Source organism: Rothia halotolerans (assembly GCF_004136635.1).
In the GTDB taxonomy this organism is placed as follows: domain Bacteria; phylum Actinomycetota; class Actinomycetes; order Actinomycetales; family Micrococcaceae; genus Rothia; species Rothia halotolerans.
The window spans coordinates 385,156-405,643 of the sequence record NZ_NOIU01000001.1; the positions used below are offsets into that span (position 1 = coordinate 385,156).

Annotated in this window: 19 protein-coding genes and 1 riboswitch; of the genes, 5 read left to right on the forward strand and 14 right to left on the reverse strand. The window is 72.6% G+C overall.

The genetic code is table 11. The features are described from left to right. Window positions 1-13: 13 nt before the first annotated feature. The 3 genes from EWV39_RS01850 to EWV39_RS01860 all read right to left on the reverse strand — a co-directional run bounded on the left by EWV39_RS01850 (window position 14) and on the right by EWV39_RS01860 (window position 3,191). Complete coding sequence (locus EWV39_RS01850) at window positions 14-628, reverse strand: nucleotide exchange factor GrpE (protein ID WP_129656593.1); 615 nt, start codon at window positions 626-628, stop codon at window positions 14-16. 2 nt (window positions 629-630) lie between these two features. Further along, complete coding sequence (dnaK, locus tag EWV39_RS01855; protein WP_129656594.1) at window positions 631-2,484, reverse strand: molecular chaperone DnaK; 1,854 nt, start codon at window positions 2,482-2,484, stop codon at window positions 631-633. A gap of 365 nt (window positions 2,485-2,849) precedes the next feature. Beyond that, the gene (locus EWV39_RS01860; protein ID WP_129656595.1) at window positions 2,850-3,191 is read right to left on the reverse strand and encodes a histone-like nucleoid-structuring protein Lsr2; all 342 of its coding nucleotides are present in this window, start codon (window positions 3,189-3,191) and stop codon (window positions 2,850-2,852) included. Window positions 3,192-3,925: 734 nt separating this feature from the next. Between EWV39_RS01860 and EWV39_RS01865 the strand changes: the two genes are divergently transcribed. Genes EWV39_RS01865 through EWV39_RS01875 form a run of 4 tightly spaced genes read left to right on the forward strand, consistent with a single transcriptional unit; the run spans window position 3,926 to window position 7,166 of the window. After that, entirely contained in the window at window positions 3,926-4,432 is a 507-nt protein-coding gene (locus tag EWV39_RS01865; RefSeq protein WP_129656596.1) for a low molecular weight protein-tyrosine-phosphatase, read from the forward strand. Beyond that, on the forward strand, window positions 4,429-5,040 hold the full coding sequence (locus EWV39_RS13755; RefSeq protein WP_165313078.1) for a nucleoside/nucleotide kinase family protein: 612 nt from the start codon (window positions 4,429-4,431) through the stop codon (window positions 5,038-5,040). Before EWV39_RS01865 ends, EWV39_RS13755 begins: the two co-directional genes overlap by 4 nt. 46 nt (window positions 5,041-5,086) lie before the next feature. Next, window positions 5,087-6,280 carry a multidrug effflux MFS transporter gene (locus EWV39_RS01870; protein WP_165313080.1) on the forward strand — a complete coding sequence of 398 codons (1,194 nt, stop codon included), beginning with the start codon at window positions 5,087-5,089 and terminating at the stop codon, window positions 6,278-6,280. Between the two features lie 4 nt (window positions 6,281-6,284). Continuing rightward, a complete protein-coding gene (locus EWV39_RS01875) occupies window positions 6,285-7,166 on the forward strand; it encodes an aminotransferase class IV (protein ID WP_129656598.1) in 882 nt (293 codons plus the stop codon). Window positions 7,167-7,346: 180 nt separating this feature from the next. Here EWV39_RS01875 and EWV39_RS01880 read toward each other — a convergent pair whose 3' ends face one another. The 5 genes from EWV39_RS01880 to EWV39_RS01900 form a co-directional block, all read right to left on the reverse strand. After that, a complete protein-coding gene (locus EWV39_RS01880; RefSeq protein ID WP_129656599.1) occupies window positions 7,347-8,771 on the reverse strand; it encodes an ABC transporter permease in 1,425 nt (474 codons plus the stop codon). After that, entirely contained in the window at window positions 8,764-9,480 is a 717-nt protein-coding gene (locus EWV39_RS01885) for an ABC transporter ATP-binding protein (protein WP_238148071.1), read from the reverse strand. The genes EWV39_RS01880 and EWV39_RS01885 overlap by 8 nt, the downstream gene beginning before the upstream one ends. A gap of 279 nt (window positions 9,481-9,759) precedes the next feature. Then, window positions 9,760-10,575 carry an energy-coupling factor transporter transmembrane component T family protein gene (locus tag EWV39_RS01890; protein ID WP_129656601.1) on the reverse strand — a complete coding sequence of 272 codons (816 nt, stop codon included), beginning with the start codon at window positions 10,573-10,575 and terminating at the stop codon, window positions 9,760-9,762. A 2-nt stretch (window positions 10,576-10,577) separates the two neighbouring features. After that, window positions 10,578-12,407 (reverse strand): ABC transporter ATP-binding protein, encoded by a 1,830-nt coding sequence (locus tag EWV39_RS01895; protein ID WP_129656602.1) that lies wholly within the window; start codon window positions 12,405-12,407, stop codon window positions 10,578-10,580. After that, window positions 12,404-13,048: an ECF transporter S component gene (locus EWV39_RS01900; RefSeq protein WP_129656603.1), complete on the reverse strand. Its 645-nt coding sequence runs from the start codon at window positions 13,046-13,048 to the stop codon at window positions 12,404-12,406. The genes EWV39_RS01895 and EWV39_RS01900 overlap by 4 nt, the downstream gene beginning before the upstream one ends. Window positions 13,049-13,105: 57 nt before the next feature. Continuing rightward, a riboswitch (TPP riboswitch) is annotated at window positions 13,106-13,207 on the reverse strand. 146 nt (window positions 13,208-13,353) lie between these two features. Between EWV39_RS01900 and EWV39_RS01905 the strand changes: the two genes are divergently transcribed. Then, on the forward strand, window positions 13,354-13,626 hold the full coding sequence (locus EWV39_RS01905) for a DUF4235 domain-containing protein (RefSeq protein ID WP_129656604.1): 273 nt from the start codon (window positions 13,354-13,356) through the stop codon (window positions 13,624-13,626). Between the two features lie 88 nt (window positions 13,627-13,714). Here the strand turns inward: EWV39_RS01905 and mnhG are convergent, their stop codons facing one another. From mnhG to EWV39_RS01935, 6 genes are read right to left on the reverse strand one after another with little or no spacing between them, the layout of a single operon-like run. Continuing rightward, entirely contained in the window at window positions 13,715-14,206 is a 492-nt protein-coding gene (gene mnhG / locus EWV39_RS01910) for a monovalent cation/H(+) antiporter subunit G (protein ID WP_129657297.1), read from the reverse strand. Next, window positions 14,206-14,520 (reverse strand): MrpF/PhaF family protein, encoded by a 315-nt coding sequence (locus EWV39_RS01915; RefSeq protein ID WP_129656605.1) that lies wholly within the window; start codon window positions 14,518-14,520, stop codon window positions 14,206-14,208. The genes mnhG and EWV39_RS01915 overlap by 1 nt, the downstream gene beginning before the upstream one ends. Further along, complete coding sequence (locus tag EWV39_RS01920; RefSeq protein WP_129656606.1) at window positions 14,521-15,177, reverse strand: Na+/H+ antiporter subunit E; 657 nt, start codon at window positions 15,175-15,177, stop codon at window positions 14,521-14,523. Continuing rightward, window positions 15,174-16,814 carry a Na+/H+ antiporter subunit D gene (locus EWV39_RS01925; protein ID WP_129656607.1) on the reverse strand — a complete coding sequence of 547 codons (1,641 nt, stop codon included), beginning with the start codon at window positions 16,812-16,814 and terminating at the stop codon, window positions 15,174-15,176. The genes EWV39_RS01920 and EWV39_RS01925 overlap by 4 nt, the downstream gene beginning before the upstream one ends. After that, window positions 16,811-17,362: a Na(+)/H(+) antiporter subunit C gene (locus EWV39_RS01930; RefSeq protein WP_129656608.1), complete on the reverse strand. Its 552-nt coding sequence runs from the start codon at window positions 17,360-17,362 to the stop codon at window positions 16,811-16,813. Before EWV39_RS01930 ends, EWV39_RS01925 begins: the two co-directional genes overlap by 4 nt. Continuing rightward, window positions 17,359-20,478 carry a Na+/H+ antiporter subunit A gene (locus EWV39_RS01935; protein WP_238147969.1) on the reverse strand — a complete coding sequence of 1,040 codons (3,120 nt, stop codon included), beginning with the start codon at window positions 20,476-20,478 and terminating at the stop codon, window positions 17,359-17,361. The genes EWV39_RS01930 and EWV39_RS01935 overlap by 4 nt, the downstream gene beginning before the upstream one ends. Window positions 20,479-20,488: the final 10 nt, after the last annotated feature.

A 20,488-nucleotide genomic window follows, 5' to 3' on the forward strand; every position in this document is an offset into this window, starting at 1 on the left:
GGCGGGAGCCCGGTCAGGACTCCTCGACGGCCACCGCCACCTGCGCGGGGCGCAGCACGCGGTCCTTGACCTTGTAGCCGCTGCGCAGGACCAGGGAGACCTGGTCCGGCGAGACCTCGCTGGTGGGCTGCTGCATCACCGCTTCGTGGACCTTGGGGTCGAAGGCCTCGCCCACCTCGCCGTACGCCTCGAGGCCCTGCTTGGTCAGCGCCTCCTGGAGCTTGTTGGCGATCGAGGCGAACGGGCCGTCCTCGAGGTCCCCGTGCTTCCGGGCGGCATCGATGTCGTCGATGACCGGGAGCAGGGTGTTCAGGACGTCCGCGACCACGAACTCGCGGAGCTGGTCCTTCTCCCGCTGCGTCCGGTTCCTGTAGTTCAGGAACTCGGCCTGCAGCCGGCGCAGGTCCTCGAGCCGCTCGTTGGCCAGCCTCTCGGCCTCGGAGTCGGGGTTCTCGATGAACTCCGCCTCGGCGGCGTCGGAGGCCTGCTCGGCCTCCGGCGCCTGCCCCGCGGTGGCGCCAGCTTCCGCACCTTCGGCCTCGGGAGCACCTTCTGCGTCGGGGGCGTTGAAGGCGTCCTCCAGCGGGTCGCTGCTCTCGGGGTTGTTGGTGTTCTCGCTGTCAGCCATGATTACTTCTTCTTCTCGTCCTCGTCGTCGATGACCTCGGCATCCACGACGTCGTCGTCCTCGGCGCTCGCCTCGGCGGATTCGCCCTCGGCGCCTGCGGCCTGGGCCTGCGAGTAGATCGCCTCGCCGAGCTTGGTCTGGGAGGCCTGGAGCTTCTCGAACGCGGCCTTCACGGCGTCGTCGTCCTCGCCCTCCAGGGCCTTCTTGACCTCGTCGACGTCGCCCTGCACCTCGGACTTGACGTCCTCGGGGAGCTTGTCCTCGTTGTCCTTGAGGAGCTTCTCGATCTGGTACGCGGTGGTCTCGGCGTTGTTGCGCAGGTCGGCCGCCTCGCGGCGGGCCTTGTCCGCCTCAGCGTTGGCCTCGGCGTCCTTGACCATGCGGTCGATGTCGTCCTTCGACAGCGAGGTGCCGCCGGTGATGGTCATCGACTGCTCGGTGCCGGTGCCCTTGTCGGTCGCGGAGACCTGGACGATGCCGTTGGCGTCGATGTCGAAGGTGACCTCGATCTGCGGCACGCCGCGGGGGGCCGGGGCGATGCCGGTCAGCTCGAAGGTGCCCAGCGACTTGTTGTCCCGGGTGAACTCGCGCTCGCCCTGGAAGACCTGGATCGACACGGAGGGCTGGTTGTCCTCGGCGGTCGTGAAGGTCTCGGACCGGCGGGTCGGGATCGCGGTGTTGCGCTCGATGAGCTTGGTCATCACGCCGCCCTTGGTCTCGATGCCCAGCGACAGCGGGGTCACGTCGATCAGCAGGACGTCCTTGCGGTCGCCCTTGAGGACGCCGGCCTGCAGGGCCGCGCCCATGGCCACGACCTCGTCCGGATTCACGCCCTTGTTGGGCTCGCGGCCGCCGGCCAGCTCCTTGACCTGCTCCACCACGGCGGGCATGCGGGTCGAGCCGCCGACCAGCACGATGTGCGCGATGTCGGAGACCTTGATGCCGGCCTCCTTGATGACGTCCTGGAAGGGCTTCTTGGTCCGCTCCAGCAGGTCCTTGGTCAGGTCCTGGAACTTGGCCCGGGTCAGCTTCTCGTCCAGGTGGACGGGGCCCTCGGAGGTCACCGAGAGGTACTGCAGCGAGATGTTGGTCGAGGAGGCCGAGGAGAGCTCCTTCTTGGCCTGCTCGGCGGCCTCGCGCAGACGCTGCAGGGCGATCTTGTCCTTGGACAGGTCGGCGCCGGTCTTGGACTTGACCTGCTCCAGCAGCCAGTCGACGACGCGCTGGTCCCAGTCGTCGCCGCCGAGGCGGTTGTCGCCGGCGGTCGAGCGGACCTGGATGGTGGAGAAGCCGTCCTCGTCCTTGCCGACCTCCAGGAGGGAGACGTCGAAGGTGCCGCCGCCGAGGTCGAAGACCAGGATGAGCTCGTCCTCGTTGCCCTTGTCCAGGCCGTAGGCGAGCGCCGCGGCGGTGGGCTCGTTGACGATGCGCAGGACGTTCAGGCCCGCGATCTCGCCGGCCTCCTTGGTGGCCTGGCGCTCGGCGTCGTTGAAGTAGGCCGGGACGGTGATGACCGCGTCGGTGACCTGGTCGTTGAGGAAGGACTCGGCGTCGCCCTTGAGCTTCTGCAGGGTGCGGGCCGAGATCTCCTGGGCGGTGTACTTCTTGCCGTCGATCTCGGTGCTCCAGTCGGTGCCCATGTGGCGCTTGACGGAGGCGATGGTGCGGTCCACGTTGGTGACGGCCTGGCGCTTGGCGATGTCGCCGACCAGGGTCTCGCCGTCCTTGCCGAACGCGACGACCGACGGGGTGGTGCGGGCGCCCTCGGCGTTGGCGATGACCGAGGGCTCGCCGCCCTCGAGCACGGACACCACGGAGTTGGTGGTACCGAGGTCGATGCCTACTGCACGTGACATATGTTCTGGCTCCTTACATGTTGTCCGAAGGCCGGGGCCGATCCGTCCGATCCGGATCGGCGCACCCGGAGGTCTCACTTCTTGAGTTGTCCTGACTCAAGTCTGCCACGTTCCGGGGAGATGTCAAGAGACCTGAGTTAGATCCGCTCAAGTTTCCTGCCTCGGCCGCCATCGGCGCCTTGTTGGCCCTGGGGCCTCGGCATGACCCCTCCGCCCCTGGCGACGACGCCCCAGGCCACATCCCTGCGGGAGGGCGAGGACGACGTCGCCCCCTCCCGAACGGGCAGAGGGCGGGCGGGGCGACCAGCACGTGGTCGCCCCGCCCGCCCTCCGGAGGAGATGCGGGTGCATCGGGAAGCGAGCGCTCAGGACTCCTTCTGGGCCGCGTAGTAGGCCTCGCGGATGTCCTTGTGGATGCGGCCGCGGTCCGAGATCTCGTAGCCGTTCTCCCGGGCCCAGCGGCGGATCTCGGCGGTGTCGGAGGAGCTGGACCGGGACTCGGCCCGGCCCGACGCCGCCCGGCCGGAGCGGCCCTTGAAGCGGCGGGCCTTCTCGGCGAAGGGGCGCAGCTCGGCGCGCAGCCGCTCCGCGTTCTCCGCGGAGAGGTCCATCTCGTACTGCTTGCCGTCCAGGGCGAAGCGCACCGTCTCGGCCGCCGCGCCGCCGTCCAGGTCGTCCTCCAGGATGACGTTGACCTTCTGTGCCAAGGGCTTCTCCTCACTCGCGCTCGCTGGCGCGGCGCCGGTTCAGTGGATGTCGGTGCCACCCTTCCCGAGCACCGGGCGGGTGACAAACTGACAAATTACCACGAGCCCGGCGCCGGCCCCGGACCGGGAGGCCGCTCCCGGCCCTCCTCCCCCGGGCCTCCCGGCCGCCGGGGGTTCCCGGGATCCTCCTCCGCGGGATCCTCCTCCCGGCCGGGGCTGGCGGGCTCTGAGGGGTCCTCGGGGGCCGCCGGATCGTCCGGAGCGGCCGGGCGGGCGGGGACCTGCGGGCCGCCGGGGTCGACCCCCGGGGTCGCGGGTGCGTCGGGGGCATCGGGGGCCCTCGGCGTCTCCGGGGCGCCTGGCGTCTCGGGCGGGCCCGGCGTCTCAGGGCCGCCCGGCTCCTCCGGACCTCCTGGCTCCTCCGGACGCCCCGGGGCGCCGGGTGACGGAGCGGGGCCGGGACTGGCCGGCGTCTCCGGATCCTCCGGCCCACCGGGGACCGGCGGCTCCTGCGACGGCTGCTGCGGGGAATCTCCCATGGCGGTTCCTGCCTCTCGATCGGTCGGCGGCGGCCGGGGACGGCTCGCCGAGCGCCCGCCTCGCTGCCGCGGGACGAGCCCTCACCTCACGATCCTCCGCCCCATCCCGCCGCGGCGCCACCCCCGGCCGATGACAAAGCCCCGCTGCGGCGGACGCCCCGGGCGCCGGGCGGCGCGGATGAGTAGCCTGGAGGCATGTACCGAATCATCACCGTCTGCACCGGCAACATCTGCCGCTCTCCCATGGCCGCCTACCTGATCCGCCGGGCCGCCGCCGAGGCGGGGCTGGACGGCGTCGTCGTCGAGTCGGCCGGCATCAGCGACGAGGAGCAGGGCAATCCGGTGGATCCCCGGGCCCGCACCGTCCTCCTGCGGGAGGGGATCGACCCGAGCGAGCACTCCGCCCGCCCCTTCGAAGCCGCCCAGCTCGCCGACGCCGACCTGGTGCTGGCGCTGGACGTGGACCACGAGCGCGCCCTGAAGCGCATGGCCGCGGACGGACGCCAGGCCGGGAAGGTCCGCCTCCTGCGCGAGTTCGACCCCGCCGCGGCCCACCGCGAGCACGAGGACCTCGGCATCTACGACCCCTGGTACGGCGACGCCGGCGACTTCGAGGCCACCTACGCGATGATCCGCGACGCCGTGCCCGGCGTGATCGAGCATGCCGCCCAGCAGTCCGGCTCCCGGAGCGGGACGGCGTGATCCCCGAGCACCTGGACCGCCCGGGCGAGCCCGGGGGCCACCCGGTCGTGTGGGTCATCCCCTCCCAGCGCATCTCCGAGGCGGACGTCTCCGACCTCCTGCGCGGCATCGACCGGGCCCGGGCCCGGCACGCGGGGCCGGGGCCGTTCATCGTCTCGATCGACGGGCGCTCCGGGGCCGGCAAGTCCGGCCTCGCCCTGCTGCTGCGCGACCGCCTCCAGCAGCGCGACGGCGCGGACTCGGTCCGGGTCTTCCACCTGGAGGTCCTCTACCCCGGCTGGGAGGGGTTGGCGGCCGGCGTCGACCTCTACGCCGGGATGCTCGCCCAGCTGCACCGGGGCCGGGACGCCGACTGGAACGCCTGGGACTGGGAGAACGACCGGACCGACCCGCGGCCCCGCACGCTCTCCGCCGACGTCCCCCTGCTCATCACGGAGGGCGTCGGCTCGACAGCGCCCGGCCATCCCGAGGCCCGCCCCGACTTCGGCGTGTGGCTCCACCTTGAGGAGCCCCTGCGCCGGCGCCGCGCGCTGCGCCGGGACGGGGAGATGTACCGCCCCTACTGGGACCTGTGGGCCGGGCAGGAGGAGCGCCTCTTCTCCCTCTGAAGGTCCCCCGCCACCCGCTCGCACCACCCTTGGAGTCCGTCCCGCCGTGTCCCACCAGTCCTCCCGCGTGTCCCTGCCCCTGCTGATCCTGCTGGGCTCCCTGTGCGGCGTCTCGCCCCTGGCCACCGACATGTACCTGGCCGCCTTCCCCGCCATGTCCGAGGACCTCCGGGCGCCGGCCTCCTCCATCCAGCTGACCCTCTCCGCCTTCATGCTCGGGCTGGCCGTGGGGCAGTTCGTCATCGGGGCGCTCTCCGACCAATGGGGACGGCGGCGGCCCCTGGTGGCGGGGTCCGTCATCTGCTGCCTCAGCGCCGTCTGGTGCGCGCTGGCCCCGAGCGCCGAGCTGCTGATCGGCGGCCGCTTCGTGATGGGCTTCTCCGGCGCGGCGGGCGTGGTGCTGGCCCGCTCCATGATCACCGACCTCACGGCGGGGCCGCAGACCGCGCGGTACATGAACTTCATGATGATGATCAACGGGCTCGCGCCGATCCTCGCGCCGACCCTGGGCGGCCTCGTGCTCAGCTTCGCCCACTGGCGCGCGATCTTCTGGTTCCTCACCGTCCTGACGCTGCTGCTGGCGCTGGCGGTGCTCCTCCTCGCCCCGGAGACCCTCCCCCGCGAGCGGCGCCGCCCCGGCGGGCTGCTCTCGGCCGGGCGCGGCATCCTCGCGCTGCTGCGCAGGCCCCGATACGTCGGCTTCGTCCTGGCGTTCATCCTCTCCTTCGGGACCCTCTTCGCCTACGTCTCGGGCTCCACCTACGTGCTGCAGAACGTGCTGGGGCTGAGCCCGACGCAGTTCGCGCTCGTCTTCGGGATGAACTCGCTGGGGCTGCTGGGCAACACGATCGTCTCCAGCGTCCTGGTCAGGCGGGTGCATCCGCGGCGGCTGGCCACGGTGGGGCAGCTGATCTCGCTGGCGGGCGCCATCGGGATCGTGCTGCTCGCCCTGGCCGGGCCGAGCCTGGTCCCCACGCTGATCATGCTCTTCCTGTGCGTGGCGGCGCAGGGGCTGATCTTCGGCAACATCACCTCGATGGCGGTGACCGAGGGGCGCGACGTCGCCGGCTCCGCCTCGGCGCTGCTGGGCTCGCTGCAGTTCGGCACCGGCTCTCTGGTCTCGCCGCTGGTGGGACTCGGCGGGGAGACCGCCGTGCTGCCGATGGCCGTCACGATGCTGGTCTGCGCCACGCTCTCGGTCGGCGCGCTCGCCCTGACCCCGCGCCAGAGGGAACAATGAGGCTATGACACCCACCGCAGTCCGCATCGACCGGTCCTCCCCCGAGCCCCGTCTCCTCGACGCCGCCGGCCCGCTCATCAGCATCGAGGACGAGGGGTACACCCGAGGCGACGGCGCCTTCGAGACCATGCTCGCCCTCGACCTCACCGTCCGGAAGCTCGACCTCCACCTGCTCCGCCTCGCCCAGTCCTCGCGCCTGCTGCACCTGCCGCAGTACGACGACGCCGCCTGGGAGGCCGCGATCCGGCTCGCCCTGAGCGCCGCCCCCGCCGGGACCCCGAGCGAGCTGGGCGCCGAGCACACGGTGAAGCTGCTGGTCAGCCGCGGCACGCCCGCCGAGGGGCCGTACGGGATGGTCATCGTGACCGCGGTGCCCGAGGCGACCATCGCCCAGCGCCGCGAGGGGGTCCGGGCGATGCTCCTGCCCCGCGGCCACGACCCGGCCGAGGACGCCGCCTACCCCTGGCTGCTGGCGGGGGCGAAGACGCTCTCCTATGCGGTCAACATGGCGGTGCTGCGCCACGTCCGCTCGCTCGGCGCGCAGGAGGCGATCTTCACGGCCTCGGACCGCCGGGTCCTGGAGGGCGCCACGAGCTCGGTCATCGTCGCCCGCCGGGAGGGCGACTCCCTCACCCTCCTCACCCCGGAGCCCAGCCACGGGATCCTGCCCGGGACCACCCAGGGCGCGATCTTCGACGGCGCCCGCGCCGCGGGATGGGATCTCGGCTTCGGCCCGCTGCACCCCGCGGACCTGCTGGAGTCCGACGGCGTCTGGCTCTCCTCCTCCGTGCGCCTGCTGGCCCCGGTCGTCCGACTGAACAACCAGGCGCTGCCCGTGGACCGGGGGCTGACCGACCGGCTGCTGGGCTTCCTGCTGTCCCGCTGAGGGCCGGCGGCGGCGTTCGCCACTCAGAGCCCGCCCGGGCTCGGACGCGCGGCATCGGCGGCCGCCACGGCTCGCGGCGGGGACGGAAGTGCCGTGTCGAGCGCCGCAGACCGCGCGGCCCCTCCGGGAGCTCCCGGAGGGGCCGCGCGGGGCGGATGCGCGAGACGGACGCGGCGGCGCTCAGGCCACGGCGAGCGCCCGGACCGGCGGGGCCGCCGCCGCCCGGCGGGCCGGCAGCACCGTCGCGGCGAGCGTGATGAGCACGCAGCCGGCGACCACCACGGCCAACGTCGCCCAGGGCACCGCCGGCGGGAAGAAGCCGATGCCCTGGACGCTCCAGAGCATGCTCAGCACGCCGCACCAGCCGTAGAAGACCCCCAGCGGGATGGCCAGCAGGGCGGCCGCCACGGTCAGGTGCGCGGCCTCGCTGCCGATCATCCGCCACAGCTGCCCCCGGGACAGCCCGGTGACCCGCAGCAGGGCCAGCTCCCGCGCCCGCTGCATGATCGTGGCCTTCATCGAGTTGGCGACGCCGATGGCGGCGATGACCACGGAGAACAGCAGCATCGCGTAGAGGAACAGCAGGACGCTGTCCACCCCGCGGTTGAACTCGACGGCGGCGGAGGCGTCCGCCCCGGCGGCGTCGAGCATCTCCTGCATCACCGTGCGGAAGGTCTCCCCCGCCGTGGCGAACATGACCACCAGCGTCACGCCGATGACCAGCCCCATCGAGGTCCGCGCCGAGCGCAGGGGGTGCCGGCGGATGCCCGCGGCGGCGAGCCGGCCCGCGGTCCCGCGGCCGAGGAGGAGCGAGGTCGCCCGGAACACCGCCGGCATGACCCAGCCGGCGCCCAGGGCCAGGCCCGTGAAGGAGAGGACCCCGCCCAGGAAGGCCGGGAGGACCCCCACCGGGTTGAGGGAGCCCAGCAGCGTCCCGGCCACCAGCAGCACCGCCCCGAGGACGGTCGCGGCGACGGAGAGCACCAGCATGCCGCGGCGCGAGCGGACGGCCTTCAGAGCCGGCTCCGCGCTGCGCCGGGTGGCCTCCAGCGGGGAGACCGTGAGGACCGGCCGGGCCCCGACGTGGGCCGCCCACCAGGCGGTGAGGGCCGTCAGCAGGCCGGGCCAGGCGAGCCAGCCGGTGACCACGCCGGCCGAGAGGTCCTCCCCGGCGCCCGCGCTCTCCGCCCAGGCCGCGCCCGCCAGGCACAGCGCCGCACCCGCCGCGGTGCCGAGCACGGCGCCCAGCAGGCCCACCAGCAGGCCCTCGGAGGCGATCGAGCGGCGCAGCCGGCGGGCGCTCGCGCCGATGAGCCTCAGCAGGGCGAGCCGCCCCGTCCTGCCGGCGACGACGATCGAGAAGGTGTTGCTGACGGTCAGCGACGCGACGAACAGCGCGATGCCGAAGAAGACGATCGCCACGAGGGCGAGCATCACGATGACGGTGCCCGAGCCGGAGAAGGCCTCGTTGCCGAGCACGACGTTGCTGAGGATCACGGTCCCGCCGATCAGCAGCGTGCCGAACATCGCCGCGACGACGACCACCAGCAGCGTCGCGGCGTGCTGGCGCGGGGAGCGGATCAGTTCCCGGAGGGCGTCACGCATGGGGGCCCTCCTCCAGCGAGATCATGGCCGAGGCGATCGCGTCGGCGCCGAGGGGGCCGCGGTCCTCCCGGACCAGGCCGCCGTCGGCGAGGTAGACGACGCGGTCGGCGTGGGCGGCCGCGCGGGGGTCGTGGGTGACCATCGCGATCGACTGCCCCAGGTCCCGCGAGGCCATCCGCAGCAGGTCCAGGACCTCCCGCGCCGAGCGCGAGTCGAGGTTGCCGGTGGGCTCGTCGGCGAGGATCAGCTCGGGGCGGCCGGCCAGCGCGCGGGCGATCGCCACGCGCTGCTGCTGCCCGCCCGAGAGCTCGCCGGGGCGGTGCCGCATCCTCCCGGCCAGCCCCAGCCGGCCCACGAGCTCCTCGATCCAGGCCGACTCCTCCCCGTCGGGGCGGCGCCCGTCCAGCTCGAAGGGCAGGACGATATTCTCCATGACGTCCATGGCGGGCATCAGGTTGAAGGCCTGGAAGACGAAGCCGACGTGGCGGCGGCGCACCACCGTGAGCGCCTCGTCGTCGAGCCCGGTGATCTCCCGGCCCCCGATCCACACCCGGCCGTGGGTGGGGACCTCCAGGCCCGCCATGATGTGCATCAGGGTCGACTTCCCCGAGCCCGAGGGGCCCATAACGGCGGTGAAGCTTCCCTCGGGGATCCTCAGGTCCACCGAGCGGACGGCGTGGACGGCGCCCTCGCCGGTGCCGTAGGTCATCCCGACCCCCTCCACGCGGGCCACCGTGCGCGGGGCGACGTCGGTGCCCCCTGGCGGCGTCGCCGAGGGACGCGGTACGGGCGGCTGGCGGTCTTCGGGGCTCATGGGGGCCTCCTGACAGGCTCGGAAGGATGATGACGCTTTCGAGTCTGCCGCTGCGGCGGGGAGGAGTCAGTGGGGCGGGGGATGATCCGGACCGTAGAGCCAGGTCTACCCGGCATTCCAGCCTCCACTAGGGAGGATCTGCGGATGCCGGGCTCAGGGCCCCGGCCCCGCGCCTCACCCCCCGAAGATCAGGCGGTGCTGCCCGCTCAGCACGGAGGCGGCGACGGCGACGGCGGGCACCGCGAGCCCGACCACGAGCGCGACGAGGTCCGCCCGCCCGTAGCGGGGCCGGACGAGCCAGGTCCGCGGGCCGGACCCGAACCCGCGGGCCTCCATGGTCGTCGAGAGCCGGGAGGCGCGCCGCAGCGCCTGGACCACCAGCGCGAAGGTCCGCGGGCCGAAGTCCGCGCAGGCGCCCGCGAGCCCCCGCAGACCGGAGGACCCGCCGGCGCCGCCGAGCCCCCGGGCGCGCCGGGCGGAGGCGAGCGTGCCCCACTCGACGACCATGACCCCGACCAGGCGCAGAGCCGCCACGGCCGCGAGCACGAAGCGGGCGGGCAACCGGAAGGTCTGGGCCAGCGCCTGGCCGATCTCCGAGGCGTCGGTGGTGAGCAGCAGCAGGACCGACGCCAGGGCCAGCGCCCCGCTGCGCAGGGCGATGGCGGCGCCCGCCTCCAGGGATCCGGTGGTCAGCACCGTCACGCCGAGGTCCGCCACCGTCTCACCGGCCTTCTCGGCGAGCAGGGCGGTGGCCCAGCCGCCGAGCAGCGCGGCGGTGAGGACCGGCCACAGACGCACCGCGATGCGCGCCGGGTTCAGGCCGGTCGCGGACGTCAGGACGACGAGCAGGAGCAACCCCGTGCCGGAGGTGACCCAGTCGGCGCTCAGCAGGAAGACGACGCTGAGCACGGCGAGCAGGACGAGCTTGGTGCCGGCGCCGACCCGGCCCAGGGCCGAGTGCGCGCCGGGGGCTTCGGAGAGGACGTCCATCCCTACCGCCCTCCCCTCGCCGGGACCCGGGGGTCCGCGGACCGAGGCCCGGCCGCGGGGCGGAGGCCGGCGTCGGCGGCCCGCTCCCCCGCCGAGGCGCGGCGGGCGGCGTCGGATGCCGGGTCCTCGTCCGCGGGGAGAGCGGCGGCCCGCCCCGCGGGGCCGGGGAGGCGGAGCCGGCTCCCGCCGAGGGCGGAGACGAAGGCCAGGTCGTGGGTCACGGAGACCACCGCCGTGCCCTCCGCCATCAGCTCGCGCAGCAGGTCGACCAGCTCGCCCCACGTGTGGGCGTCCTGGCCGAAGGTCGGCTCGTCCAGCAGCAGCACCCGCGGGCGCGCGGCGATCGCCGTGCCCACCGAGAGCCGGCGCTTCTCCCCGCCGGAGAGCGTGAAGGGGTTCGCCTCGGCGACGTGGTCCAGCCGCAGCCGCCGCAGCAGGGACTCGGCGATCCGCGCCGGCCCCTCCCCCGGGTCCTCCCGCCGGGCCCGGGCCGCCAGGCGCGGGCCGAGCTCGAGCTCTGCCCGCACCGTGGGCCGGACGAACTGGTGCTCGGGCTCCTGGAAGACCGCCCCGACGCGGGTGATCAGCTCCTCGGGGCCCCAGGACAGGGGATCCCAGCCGACCTCTCGCCCGGCGCCGCCGCCCCCGGAGCGCAGCTCCCCCGAGGCGGCGACGATCCCGCCGGCGGGCGCGAGCAGGCCCGCCAGGGTCAGGGCCAGCGTGGACTTGCCCGCGCCGTTGGCGCCGGTGATCGCCAGGTGCTCGCCCGCCGCGACGCGCAGGTCCACGGGGCCGGCCGCGAGGCGGGCGGGACGGCCCCACGGGAGCGCCGCCGCTGCCTCGCCCCGTGCCGGCGCGAAGGCCGGAGCAGCCTCGCCCGAGCGCCGGACGGCCCGGCGCCGGGCCCGGGTCCAGCGCCGATCCGGCGGCTGACGGGACACGGACAGCGATGCGGCGGAGAGCAGGCGGGCGCCGCTCCGCAGGGCGCCGGAGCCCGCCGTCTCCCCCGCCCGTGCGTCCGGGGCCGGTCCCGCCGCCGTCGTCGCTGACGCCGTCCGCGCGTCCGGCGCCGGACCCCTCGGAATGTGCCCGGGGACCCAGACGCCGGCGGCCACCAGCTCCTCACGGGCCCGGGAGAGCACCTCCGCCGGGGCGCTGTCGTGGCTGATGCCCCCGCCCGGACGCAGCACGATCACCCGGTCCACGTGATCGACCCAGACCTGCACGCGGTGCTCCACGATCACCAGGGTCGAGCCGCGGGCCTCGGCCGCGGCGACGACGGCGTCGCGCACCTCCTCGACCCCCTCCGGGTCGAGGTTGGCGGTCGGCTCGTCCAGCAGCAGCAGGCCCGGGCGCATGGCCAGGATCCCGGCCAGGCCCAGGCGCTGCTTCTGGCCGCCGGACAGCGCCGAGGTGGGGTGGTCGTCGTCTAGCCCCAGGCCCACCGCGGCCAGCGCCTCCCGGGCCCGGCCGGGGATCAGCGCCGGGTCCACGCCGAGGTTCTCCGGGCCGAAGGCGAGGTCCTCCAGGACCCGGCCCATGACGATGGACGCCTCGGGGTCCTGCTGCATCAGGCCGATCCGGCCCCGGGCCTCGCGGGGCGGCACGCCGTCGACCTCCACAAGGCCGGCCTGCTCGTCGCCGTCGTCCTCGTACAGCAGCCCGGCCAGGGCGTGCAGCAGGGTCGACTTCCCCGCGCCGGAGGGCCCCAGCAGCAGGACCTTCTGCCCCGGCGGGATCTCCAGGTCCAGCCCGGAGAAGGCCGGCTCCTCCCGGCCGGGGTGCCGCCAGCCGAAGCCCTCGGCCCGGACCCGCGCGCCGGCCCCGCTCACGCCGCGACCCGCGGGCCCGCCGGGCGGCGCGAGCGCGCGTCGCGGCCCGCCGCGACCCCGTTGAGCACGCCGGTGCGCACCAGCCCGCGCGTCATCGCCCAGGGCACGACGCCGGCCAGCACCGTCCCCGAGACCACGGCCAGCACCGCGTAGACCGCCTGGAACGGCGTCGACCAGGCGAAGTTGTACATGACGTTCTCGCTCACCGAGAGGAAGACGCCGGCGCACGCCCCGGCGAGCATCGTCACGGCGAGGCCGAAGCGGCGGTAGGCGAACAGCAGGAAGACCAGCTCGGCGCCGATCCCCTGGATGAGGCCCGAGAGCAGCACGGTGGCCCCGAACTGGGTGACCAGCAGCGCCGAGACGGCCGCCGCGACGATCTCGCAGTACAGCGCCGCCCCGGGCTTGCGGATGACGAGCCCGCCGAGGACCCCGGCGAACAGCCAGCCGCCCGCCATCAGGCCCACGGCGGGCGGGAAGCCGACCGTGGCCAGCTCCACCACCGGGTGCACGGCGTTGGACCAGATCCAGAAGACGACGCCGCAGACCACGGCCAGGACCGAGGCGGTGACGATGTCGACGACGCGCCAGGACATCCGGCGGCGGGGCGCGGGACGGCGCTGATGTGCGGTGGTGTTCATGTGATCCTCCCAGACAGATTTCAGGAGGGGTGGGCGCCGCCCGCGGTCGCGGGTGCTGCCCCGAGATGCTCGACTTCCTACGCCGGTGCTAGCCGGATTCAGGTTCGAGGGTCTGCTTGCGCACTCTCAGCCCCGTGCGGGGCTCCCCTGTCGTGATGAACGCCCACCAGTCTACGCCATGGTTCGCGCGAGGTGAATCCGCCCGCTTCCCTCCCGGATGTGCGGACGCTGCCGCTAGGGTGGTGAATGACACCGCGCATCCAAGCCCGGCCCCCGCGCCGGGATCACCACGGAGGAAACACGCAATGAGCAACCCCATCATCAAGATCGGCTCCACGGTCGCCTCGCTCGCCGGCGTCGCGCTGGCCAACAAGATCCTCACCGCCGGCTGGAAGAAGGTCACCGGGGACGAGCCCCCGACGGTCAACGACGATCCGGACGAGCAGATCCGCGACATCATCATCTGGTCGCTCGTGACCGGCCTGGTGGGCACGCTGATCAAGGTCGGCGTCGCCCGCGCCGCGATGCGCTTCCAGGACAAGCAGGAGGTCGAGACCGGGGGCCAGGCCGAGGTCTGAGCCTGCGCGGACGCGCGGAAGGGGCCCGGGAACCGTACGGTTCCCGGGCCCCTTCCGCGTCCGGGACGCTCCGGCCGCCCTCGCTCCGCTACCGGCGGCCCTCGCCGCCCCGCTCGGGGGCCGGAGCGGCCTCGCTGCTCCCGGCCTCGCCGGTCTCGCCGTCGCTGTAGTCGTCCGCGGCCTCCGCGCCGCGGCCCGGCTGCGGCACGGCGTCGGGGTCCTCCTCCGCGTTCTCCTCGTTCATCCGCTCGACCAGCTCCGCGAGGTCGTTCTGGGAGAGATAGCCCGGCTGGAAGTGCTTGTTCCGGAAGCCCGAGCGCCCCACCATGTGCGAGGAGACGGGGATGGCCAGGATCTGCAGGACCCAGATCAGGCAGAGCAGGGCGAGCACGGTCCAGGAGCGGGCCGCCAGGGCGATCCCGGCGAGCAGCATGAACAGGCCGAAGACCTGCGGCTTGGCGCCGGCGTGCAGCCGGGCCAGCACGTCCGGGAACCGGACGATGCCGAAGGCCGCGCCGAGGGACATGAGGCAGCCCACGATCAGGCAGAAACCGGTCAGGATCTCGAGGAACAGCTCCATCACGCATCCCCTCCTCTTCCTCGGGCGCGCCCGGCGTCCTGGCTCTCCTCGCCCGGGTCGCGCTTGTTGTTGGCGAAGCGCGCGACCGTCACCGAGCCCATGAACCCCACCAGCGCCACCACGACCAGCAGGGTCAGGTTCTCGTAGCTGTCCCGGTAGACCATGTCGACGCTGATGGCGGCCCCCACGATGGCCAGCAGGACGTCGGTCGCGATGACCCGGTCCAGCAGCGAGGGGCCCTTGGCCAGGCGGTAGATGGTACCCACCACCGCGAGGGACAGGATGATACCGCAGGCGATGACGACGCCGATCATCTAACCACCTTCCTTCTGGTCGCGTACCTCGTCGCCCCCGTCGTAGTGGACGATCACCCCGTGCGCGGCCTCGGCCGCCTTCTCGTCGAGCGTCCCGGCCCGCACCGCACGGTAGTCGTCCCGGTAGCCCATCACGCGGATCAGCAGCTCCTCCATGCGGCGGACGCTGCGGCGGAACCGATCGGCGGCCTCCTCGGAGCCGACGTCGATCACGTGGAAGTAGATCGTGGCGTTGCGGCGGTCCACCTCGATGACGAGCGAGCCGGGGATCAGGGAGACCACCTGTCCCACGCTGGTCACCAGCAGGTCGTCCGCGACCCGCAGCGGCACCGAGATCACCGCGCTCTGCGGCGGCGGCCCCGGCCGGACCGCCAGCCAGAGCACCTCGAGGCTGCCCAACATGATCAGCCACAGGAACTTCACCAGGAACCACGCGCCCCAGAGGACGTTCAGGCGGCCGGAGAGCCGCACGGGGGGCAGGTAGAACACGTTGACGATGACCAGCGCCAGGATCAGGCCGAAGACCAGGTTGCCGATCGAGAAGTCCTGCCAGATGGCCCCCCACACCAGGACGAGCCAGACGATCAGGGGGATCTCGGTCCGGATGCTGTTGCGGGGCCGGGCGTGGGGCCGGCGGCCCGAGGTCGAGAGGGTCATTCCTGGCCTCCGTTCTCCGCGTCGTCGGCGGCCCCGGGGGCGTTGTCCCCCAGGACCTCCTGGATGTAGACGTCCGGATCGGACAGGTTCTCCGCGGCCTGCTCGGAGAAGGCGAACAGCGGCCCGGCCACCAGCGTCAGCGCGGCGCCCACGGCGACCAGCCCGATCGTGGAGCCGAGCATCGAGGCCGGCAGCAGCTTGACGTCCCGGCCGCGGTAGCGCCTGGACTCGGCGTCGGACTCCCCGGAGGTGCGGATCCCGTAGTTGCCGTCCTCGTCGGTGGCCAGCAGGATCGGGTCGGGGAACTCGGCGTGCTCGGGCTTGCGCCAGAACACCCTGTTCCAGATCCGGGCCAGGGTCATCAGCGTCAGCAGCGAGACGAAGACCCCGACGCCGGCCATCGCGTAGGCCTGCCAGGTCCCCAGCTCGACGCTGGCCTCGATCAGCCCGACCTTGCCGATGAAGCCCGAGAACGGCGGGATGCCGCCCAGGTTCATCGCCGGGACGAAGTACAGGATGCCCAGGATCGGCGCGATCTTGGCCATCCCGGCGAGGCGGTCCATGTTCGCCGACCCGCCCCGGCGCTCGATCAGGCCCACGACCATGAACAGGCTGGTCTGGATCACGATGTGGTGGGCCACGTAGAAGACCACCGCCATCATCCCCTGCGGGGTCGCCAGGGCGATCCCCCAGATCATGTAGCCGATGTGGCTGATGAGGATGAAGGACAGCGTTCTCTTGATGTCGCCCTGCGTGAGCGCCCCGAGGATCCCGACGACGAGCGTCAGGATCGCGACCCATGTCAACAGGTCGTCCACCCGGCTGTCGGGGAAGAGCAGGGTCTCGGTGCGGATGATCGCGTACACGCCGACCTTGGTCAGCAGGCCCGCGAACACCGCGGTGACCGGCGCGGGCGCCGTCGGATAGGAGTCCGGCAGCCACAGGGACAGCGGGAAGACCGCGGCCTTGATGCCGAAGGCGACCAGCAGCATCAGGTGCAGCTGGAGCTGGGTGCCCGGCGGCAGGTCCGGGACCTTCGCCGCGATGTCAGCCATGTTCACGGTCCCCACCGCCGCGTAGATCATGCCGATGGACATGAGGAACAGCATCGAGGAGATCACCGAGACCACCGTGTAGGTGACGCCGGCGCGGATGCGCGGGGCGGTGCCGGACATCGTCAGCAGCACGTAGCTCGCCGTCAAGAGGATCTCGAAGCCCACGTACAGGTTGAACAGGTCGCCGGCCAGGAAGGCGTTGGAGACGCCCGCGAGCAGGACCAGGTAGGTGGGGTAGAAGACGGAGATGGGGGCGTCGTCGTCGCCGTCCGCCAGGCCCTGGCCGGTCGCGTAGACCAGCACCGCCAGGGAGACGACGCTGGAGACGACCAGCATCAGCGAGGACAGCTGGTCCACCACCAGCACGATGCCGAAGGGCGCGGCCCAGCCGCCGAGGCTGATCGAGACCGGGCCGGAGCCCCAGCTCGCGATGAGCAGGGTGGACTCCAGGGCCAGGACCACGATGATGGCGATCAGCGAGATCAGGCGCTGGACGGTGGGCCGGCGGTACAGGGTGAAGTTCAGCCCCGCGGTCAGCAGCGGCAGGATGATGGCGGCCGGGGCCAGGTCGAAGATGCTCATGAGTCCCACTCCCCTCGGTCGCGGTCGCCTCGGTTAAGGTGCTCGTGCTGCATGCGGTAGGAGCCGGGGGACTCCTCCGCGGAGGCCCGCTCGGCGCGCTTGCGCTCCTGGTAGGCCTCCTCGCGCTGCTCCTCGCTGCCCTCGAACTCGGAGGGCTCGACCGGTGCGGCGTCGTCGTCCTCGGGGTCGTAGTCGGGCTGCTGGGCGACGCGGCGGTCCTCGGCGTCGTCCTGGATGTCGTCCTTCTTGGACAGCACCCAGCTGCGGTAGATCATCCCGAGCATCAGCGCGGTCACGGAGAAGGAGATGACGATCGCCGTGAGGATCAGCGCCTGGGGCAGCGGGTCGAGGTAGTCCTCCGCCGGGGTGTCCGGGTCGTAGAGCGCCGCGAGGCCCGGCATGCCGCCGGCGTGCAGGATGAAGATGTTGGTCGCGTTGGTGATGAGCATGATGCCGAGCAGCACCTTGGTCAGGGACTTCTCCAGCAGGAGGTAGACCCCGACGGCGTAGAGCACGCCCATCACGATCAGCAGTGCGGCGTCGATCATGCCCGGTCCCCTTCCTGTTGCGTGCTCTCCGCGGACCGGTCGTCACCGGAGGAGCCGTTGGAGGGCTCCTCGACCGAGGTCGCGGTCACCGGGCCCGAGGCGACGGCGGGGGTCGCCATGTTGCCGGTGCGGCGCACCGTGATGCGGCGGCGCTTGCGCCCGCCGGCGGGGCGGCTGCCGCGCTCCTTCTCCAGCGACTCGTCCACCTTGCCGCCGAGGCTGCGGAGCACGTCCAGGATCAGCCCGATCACCACGAGGTAGACGCCGACGTCGAAGATCACCGATGTCACGAAGTGCACCTCGCCGAAGACCGGCAGGTCGGCGTCGATCGCGTAGGAGCTGAAGACCGCGCCGCCCCACATCAGCGGGGAGAGGGCGTAGAGCGCCGCGACCAGCAGGCCCGAGCCCAGCAGGACGCCGGCGTTGACCGGGCTCGCCTCCTCGAGCTCGTAGCGGCCGCCGGCCAGGTAGCGCATGGCCAGCGCGAGCCCCGCCAGCAGGCCGCCGGCGAACCCGCCGCCGGGCAGGTTGTGGCCGGCCAGCAGGAGGTAGACCGAGACCAGCATGACGGTGTGGAACAGCAGGCGGGTGATGACCTCCAGCATGAGCGACCGGTTCTCCGGGGCCAGGGTGCGGCCCGCCACGAGGAACGGATCCCGCCGGACGTTCATGAACCGTCCCGCGACCTGGGCGCCGGTGCTGAGGTCGGTGCGCTCGGCGTAGCGTCGGCTCACCTGCCGCAGGCTCCTGGTGTCCAGGCTCTTGTGGTGGGGCCCGCGGTCCTGGCGTCCGGCGATGAAGATCAGGCTGGCGACGCCGGTCGCGGCCAGGGCCAGCACGGAGATCTCCCCGAAGGTGTCCCAGGCGCGGATGTCGACCAGGGTCACGTTGACGACGTTCTTGCCGTGGCCGATCTCGTATGCCAGACGCGGCATATCCAGCGAGATCGGGGCCTCCACGCGGGAGGAGAGCGAGAAGGCCGCGAGCGCCATCATGAACAGGCCGAAGCCGATGGCGATCAGCGCCCGGATGGGCTTGTGCCGCGGCTTGCGGAAGTTCCACAGGCGGGCCGGGAGCATCCGCAGGGCGAGGACGAAGGCGATCAGCGAGATCGTCTCGACCAGCATCTGGGTCAGCGCCAGGTCCGGCGCGCCCCGCAGCGCGAACAGCAGCGACATGCCGTAGCCGGTCACCGAGACCATGAGGATGGCCAGGAATCGCTTGTTGGCGGTGAGGACCACCAGCGCCGCGGCGATCATGGTCAGGGCCGTGGCCCACTGCGCGGGCGAGTCGAACCAGCGCATCGCGTTCAGCGGCGGGGTCTGCACGATGAACAGGCCCACGGTGGGTATCACCACCGCGGTGGCGAGGATGACGGCGAGGTAGAAGCTCAGCGAACCGCGCTGGGTCGCGCCGGTGACCCGGACGGCGGTGTAGTCCAGGGCGCCGATGACGTAGCGGTAGGCGGCGTCGCCCCCGGGCAGGGCGGGCAGGGCGTTCTGCGCCCTCTCCAGGCCGGCCCGGACCGCGAACAGCGCGAAGCCGAGGCAGATGATCGCCGCGGAGAGGCCGAGGGCCGGGGTGAGGCCGTGCCACAGCGCGAGGTGCTTGTCCGTCTCCCCCGCCTCCGAGGCCGCGGCGCCGACCAGCAGGTGCAGGGGCTCCGGCCAGAGGCCCAGCACCACGGTCGCCACGGCCACGATCGCCGGGGCGAGGCCGAAGGCCGCGGTGACCTGGTGGAAGCTGGTGGGCTGCACCCGGTCGTCCGTGACGGTCTCCGGGTGGGCGAAGCTGGTGGGCTTGACGGCGAAGGCGCCCCAGACGAAGCGGGCGCTGTAGGCCAGCGTGAGCACCGAGCCGACGCAGACCGCGGCGAGCACCGTCCAGGTGGCGCCCGCACCGAGCGCGCCGAGGCCGCCCGCCGCGGCGCCGTCGAAGACCAGCTCGATCACGGCCTCCTTGGAGACGAAGCCCAGCAGCGGCGGCAGGCCCGCCATCGAGGCGGCCGAGATCAGGCTCATCACGAACAGCAGGGGCGTGCGCCGGTAGATGCCGGAGAGGCGCCGGATGTCGCGCGTGCCCGCCTGGTGGTCGATGACGCCGGTGACCAGGAAGAGCACCGACTTGAACAGGGCGTGGGCGACCATCATCGCCAGTCCCGCGTAGAGGGCGCTGGGGGTCCCGAAGGCCACGATGGTGGAGATGAATCCGAGCTGGCTGACCGTGCCGTAGGCGAGGATCAGCTTCAGGTCGGTCTGCTTCAGGGCGACGTACCCGCCGTAGAGCATGGTGAACAGGCCGAGGATGGCGACCGTCTCGGTCCACGGCGTGACGCCGGCGAAGGCCGGGGAGAGTCGGGCTACGAGGTAGATGCCCGCTTTGACCATCGCCGCGGCGTGCAGGAAGGCGCTGACGGGGGTGGGGGCGGCCATCGCCCCGGGCAGCCAGAAGTGCAGGGGGAACAGCGCCGACTTGGACAGGGCCCCGACGAGGATGAGCACGAGCGCTGCCGGGAGGGAGACCGAGGCGCCGGGGTCGGCGATGGTCTCGGGCGCGCGGGCGATGATCTCGGAGAAGAGGTAGCTCCCGCTGGCCTCGCCCAGCATGATGAGGCCGATGAACATGGCCAGCCCGCCGGCAGTGGTGACGATCAGGGCCTGCAGGGCCGAGCGCCGCGAGGAGAGGCGGTTGTTGGTGAAGCCGATGAGCAGGTAGGAGAGGATGCTGGTGATCTCCCAGAAGACGAACATGACCATCATGTCGTCGGCGGTGACCAGGCCGAACATGACGCCCGCGAAGGCGATCAGCTGCGCTGCGAAGGCGCCGGAGTACTTGTTGGTGTGCTTGAAGTAGCTGCCGCAGTAGAAGACGATGAGGGCGCCCAGGCCCAGCACCATGGCGGACAGGATCCACGAGAGCGGGTCCATGCGGAAGGTCAGGCCCACTCCGAGCTGCGGGATCCACTCGTAGCTCTCCCGGACGTGCTCACCGCGCAGCACGCCCGGCAGGAGCGTGCACAGCCAGACGAAGCTGGCGGCGGGGACGAGGGACAGATAGTAGAAACAGGTGCGGCCCCACCTGCGGAAGAAGAACGGCGCCGCGATCGCAGCCAGCAAGTGGACAAGG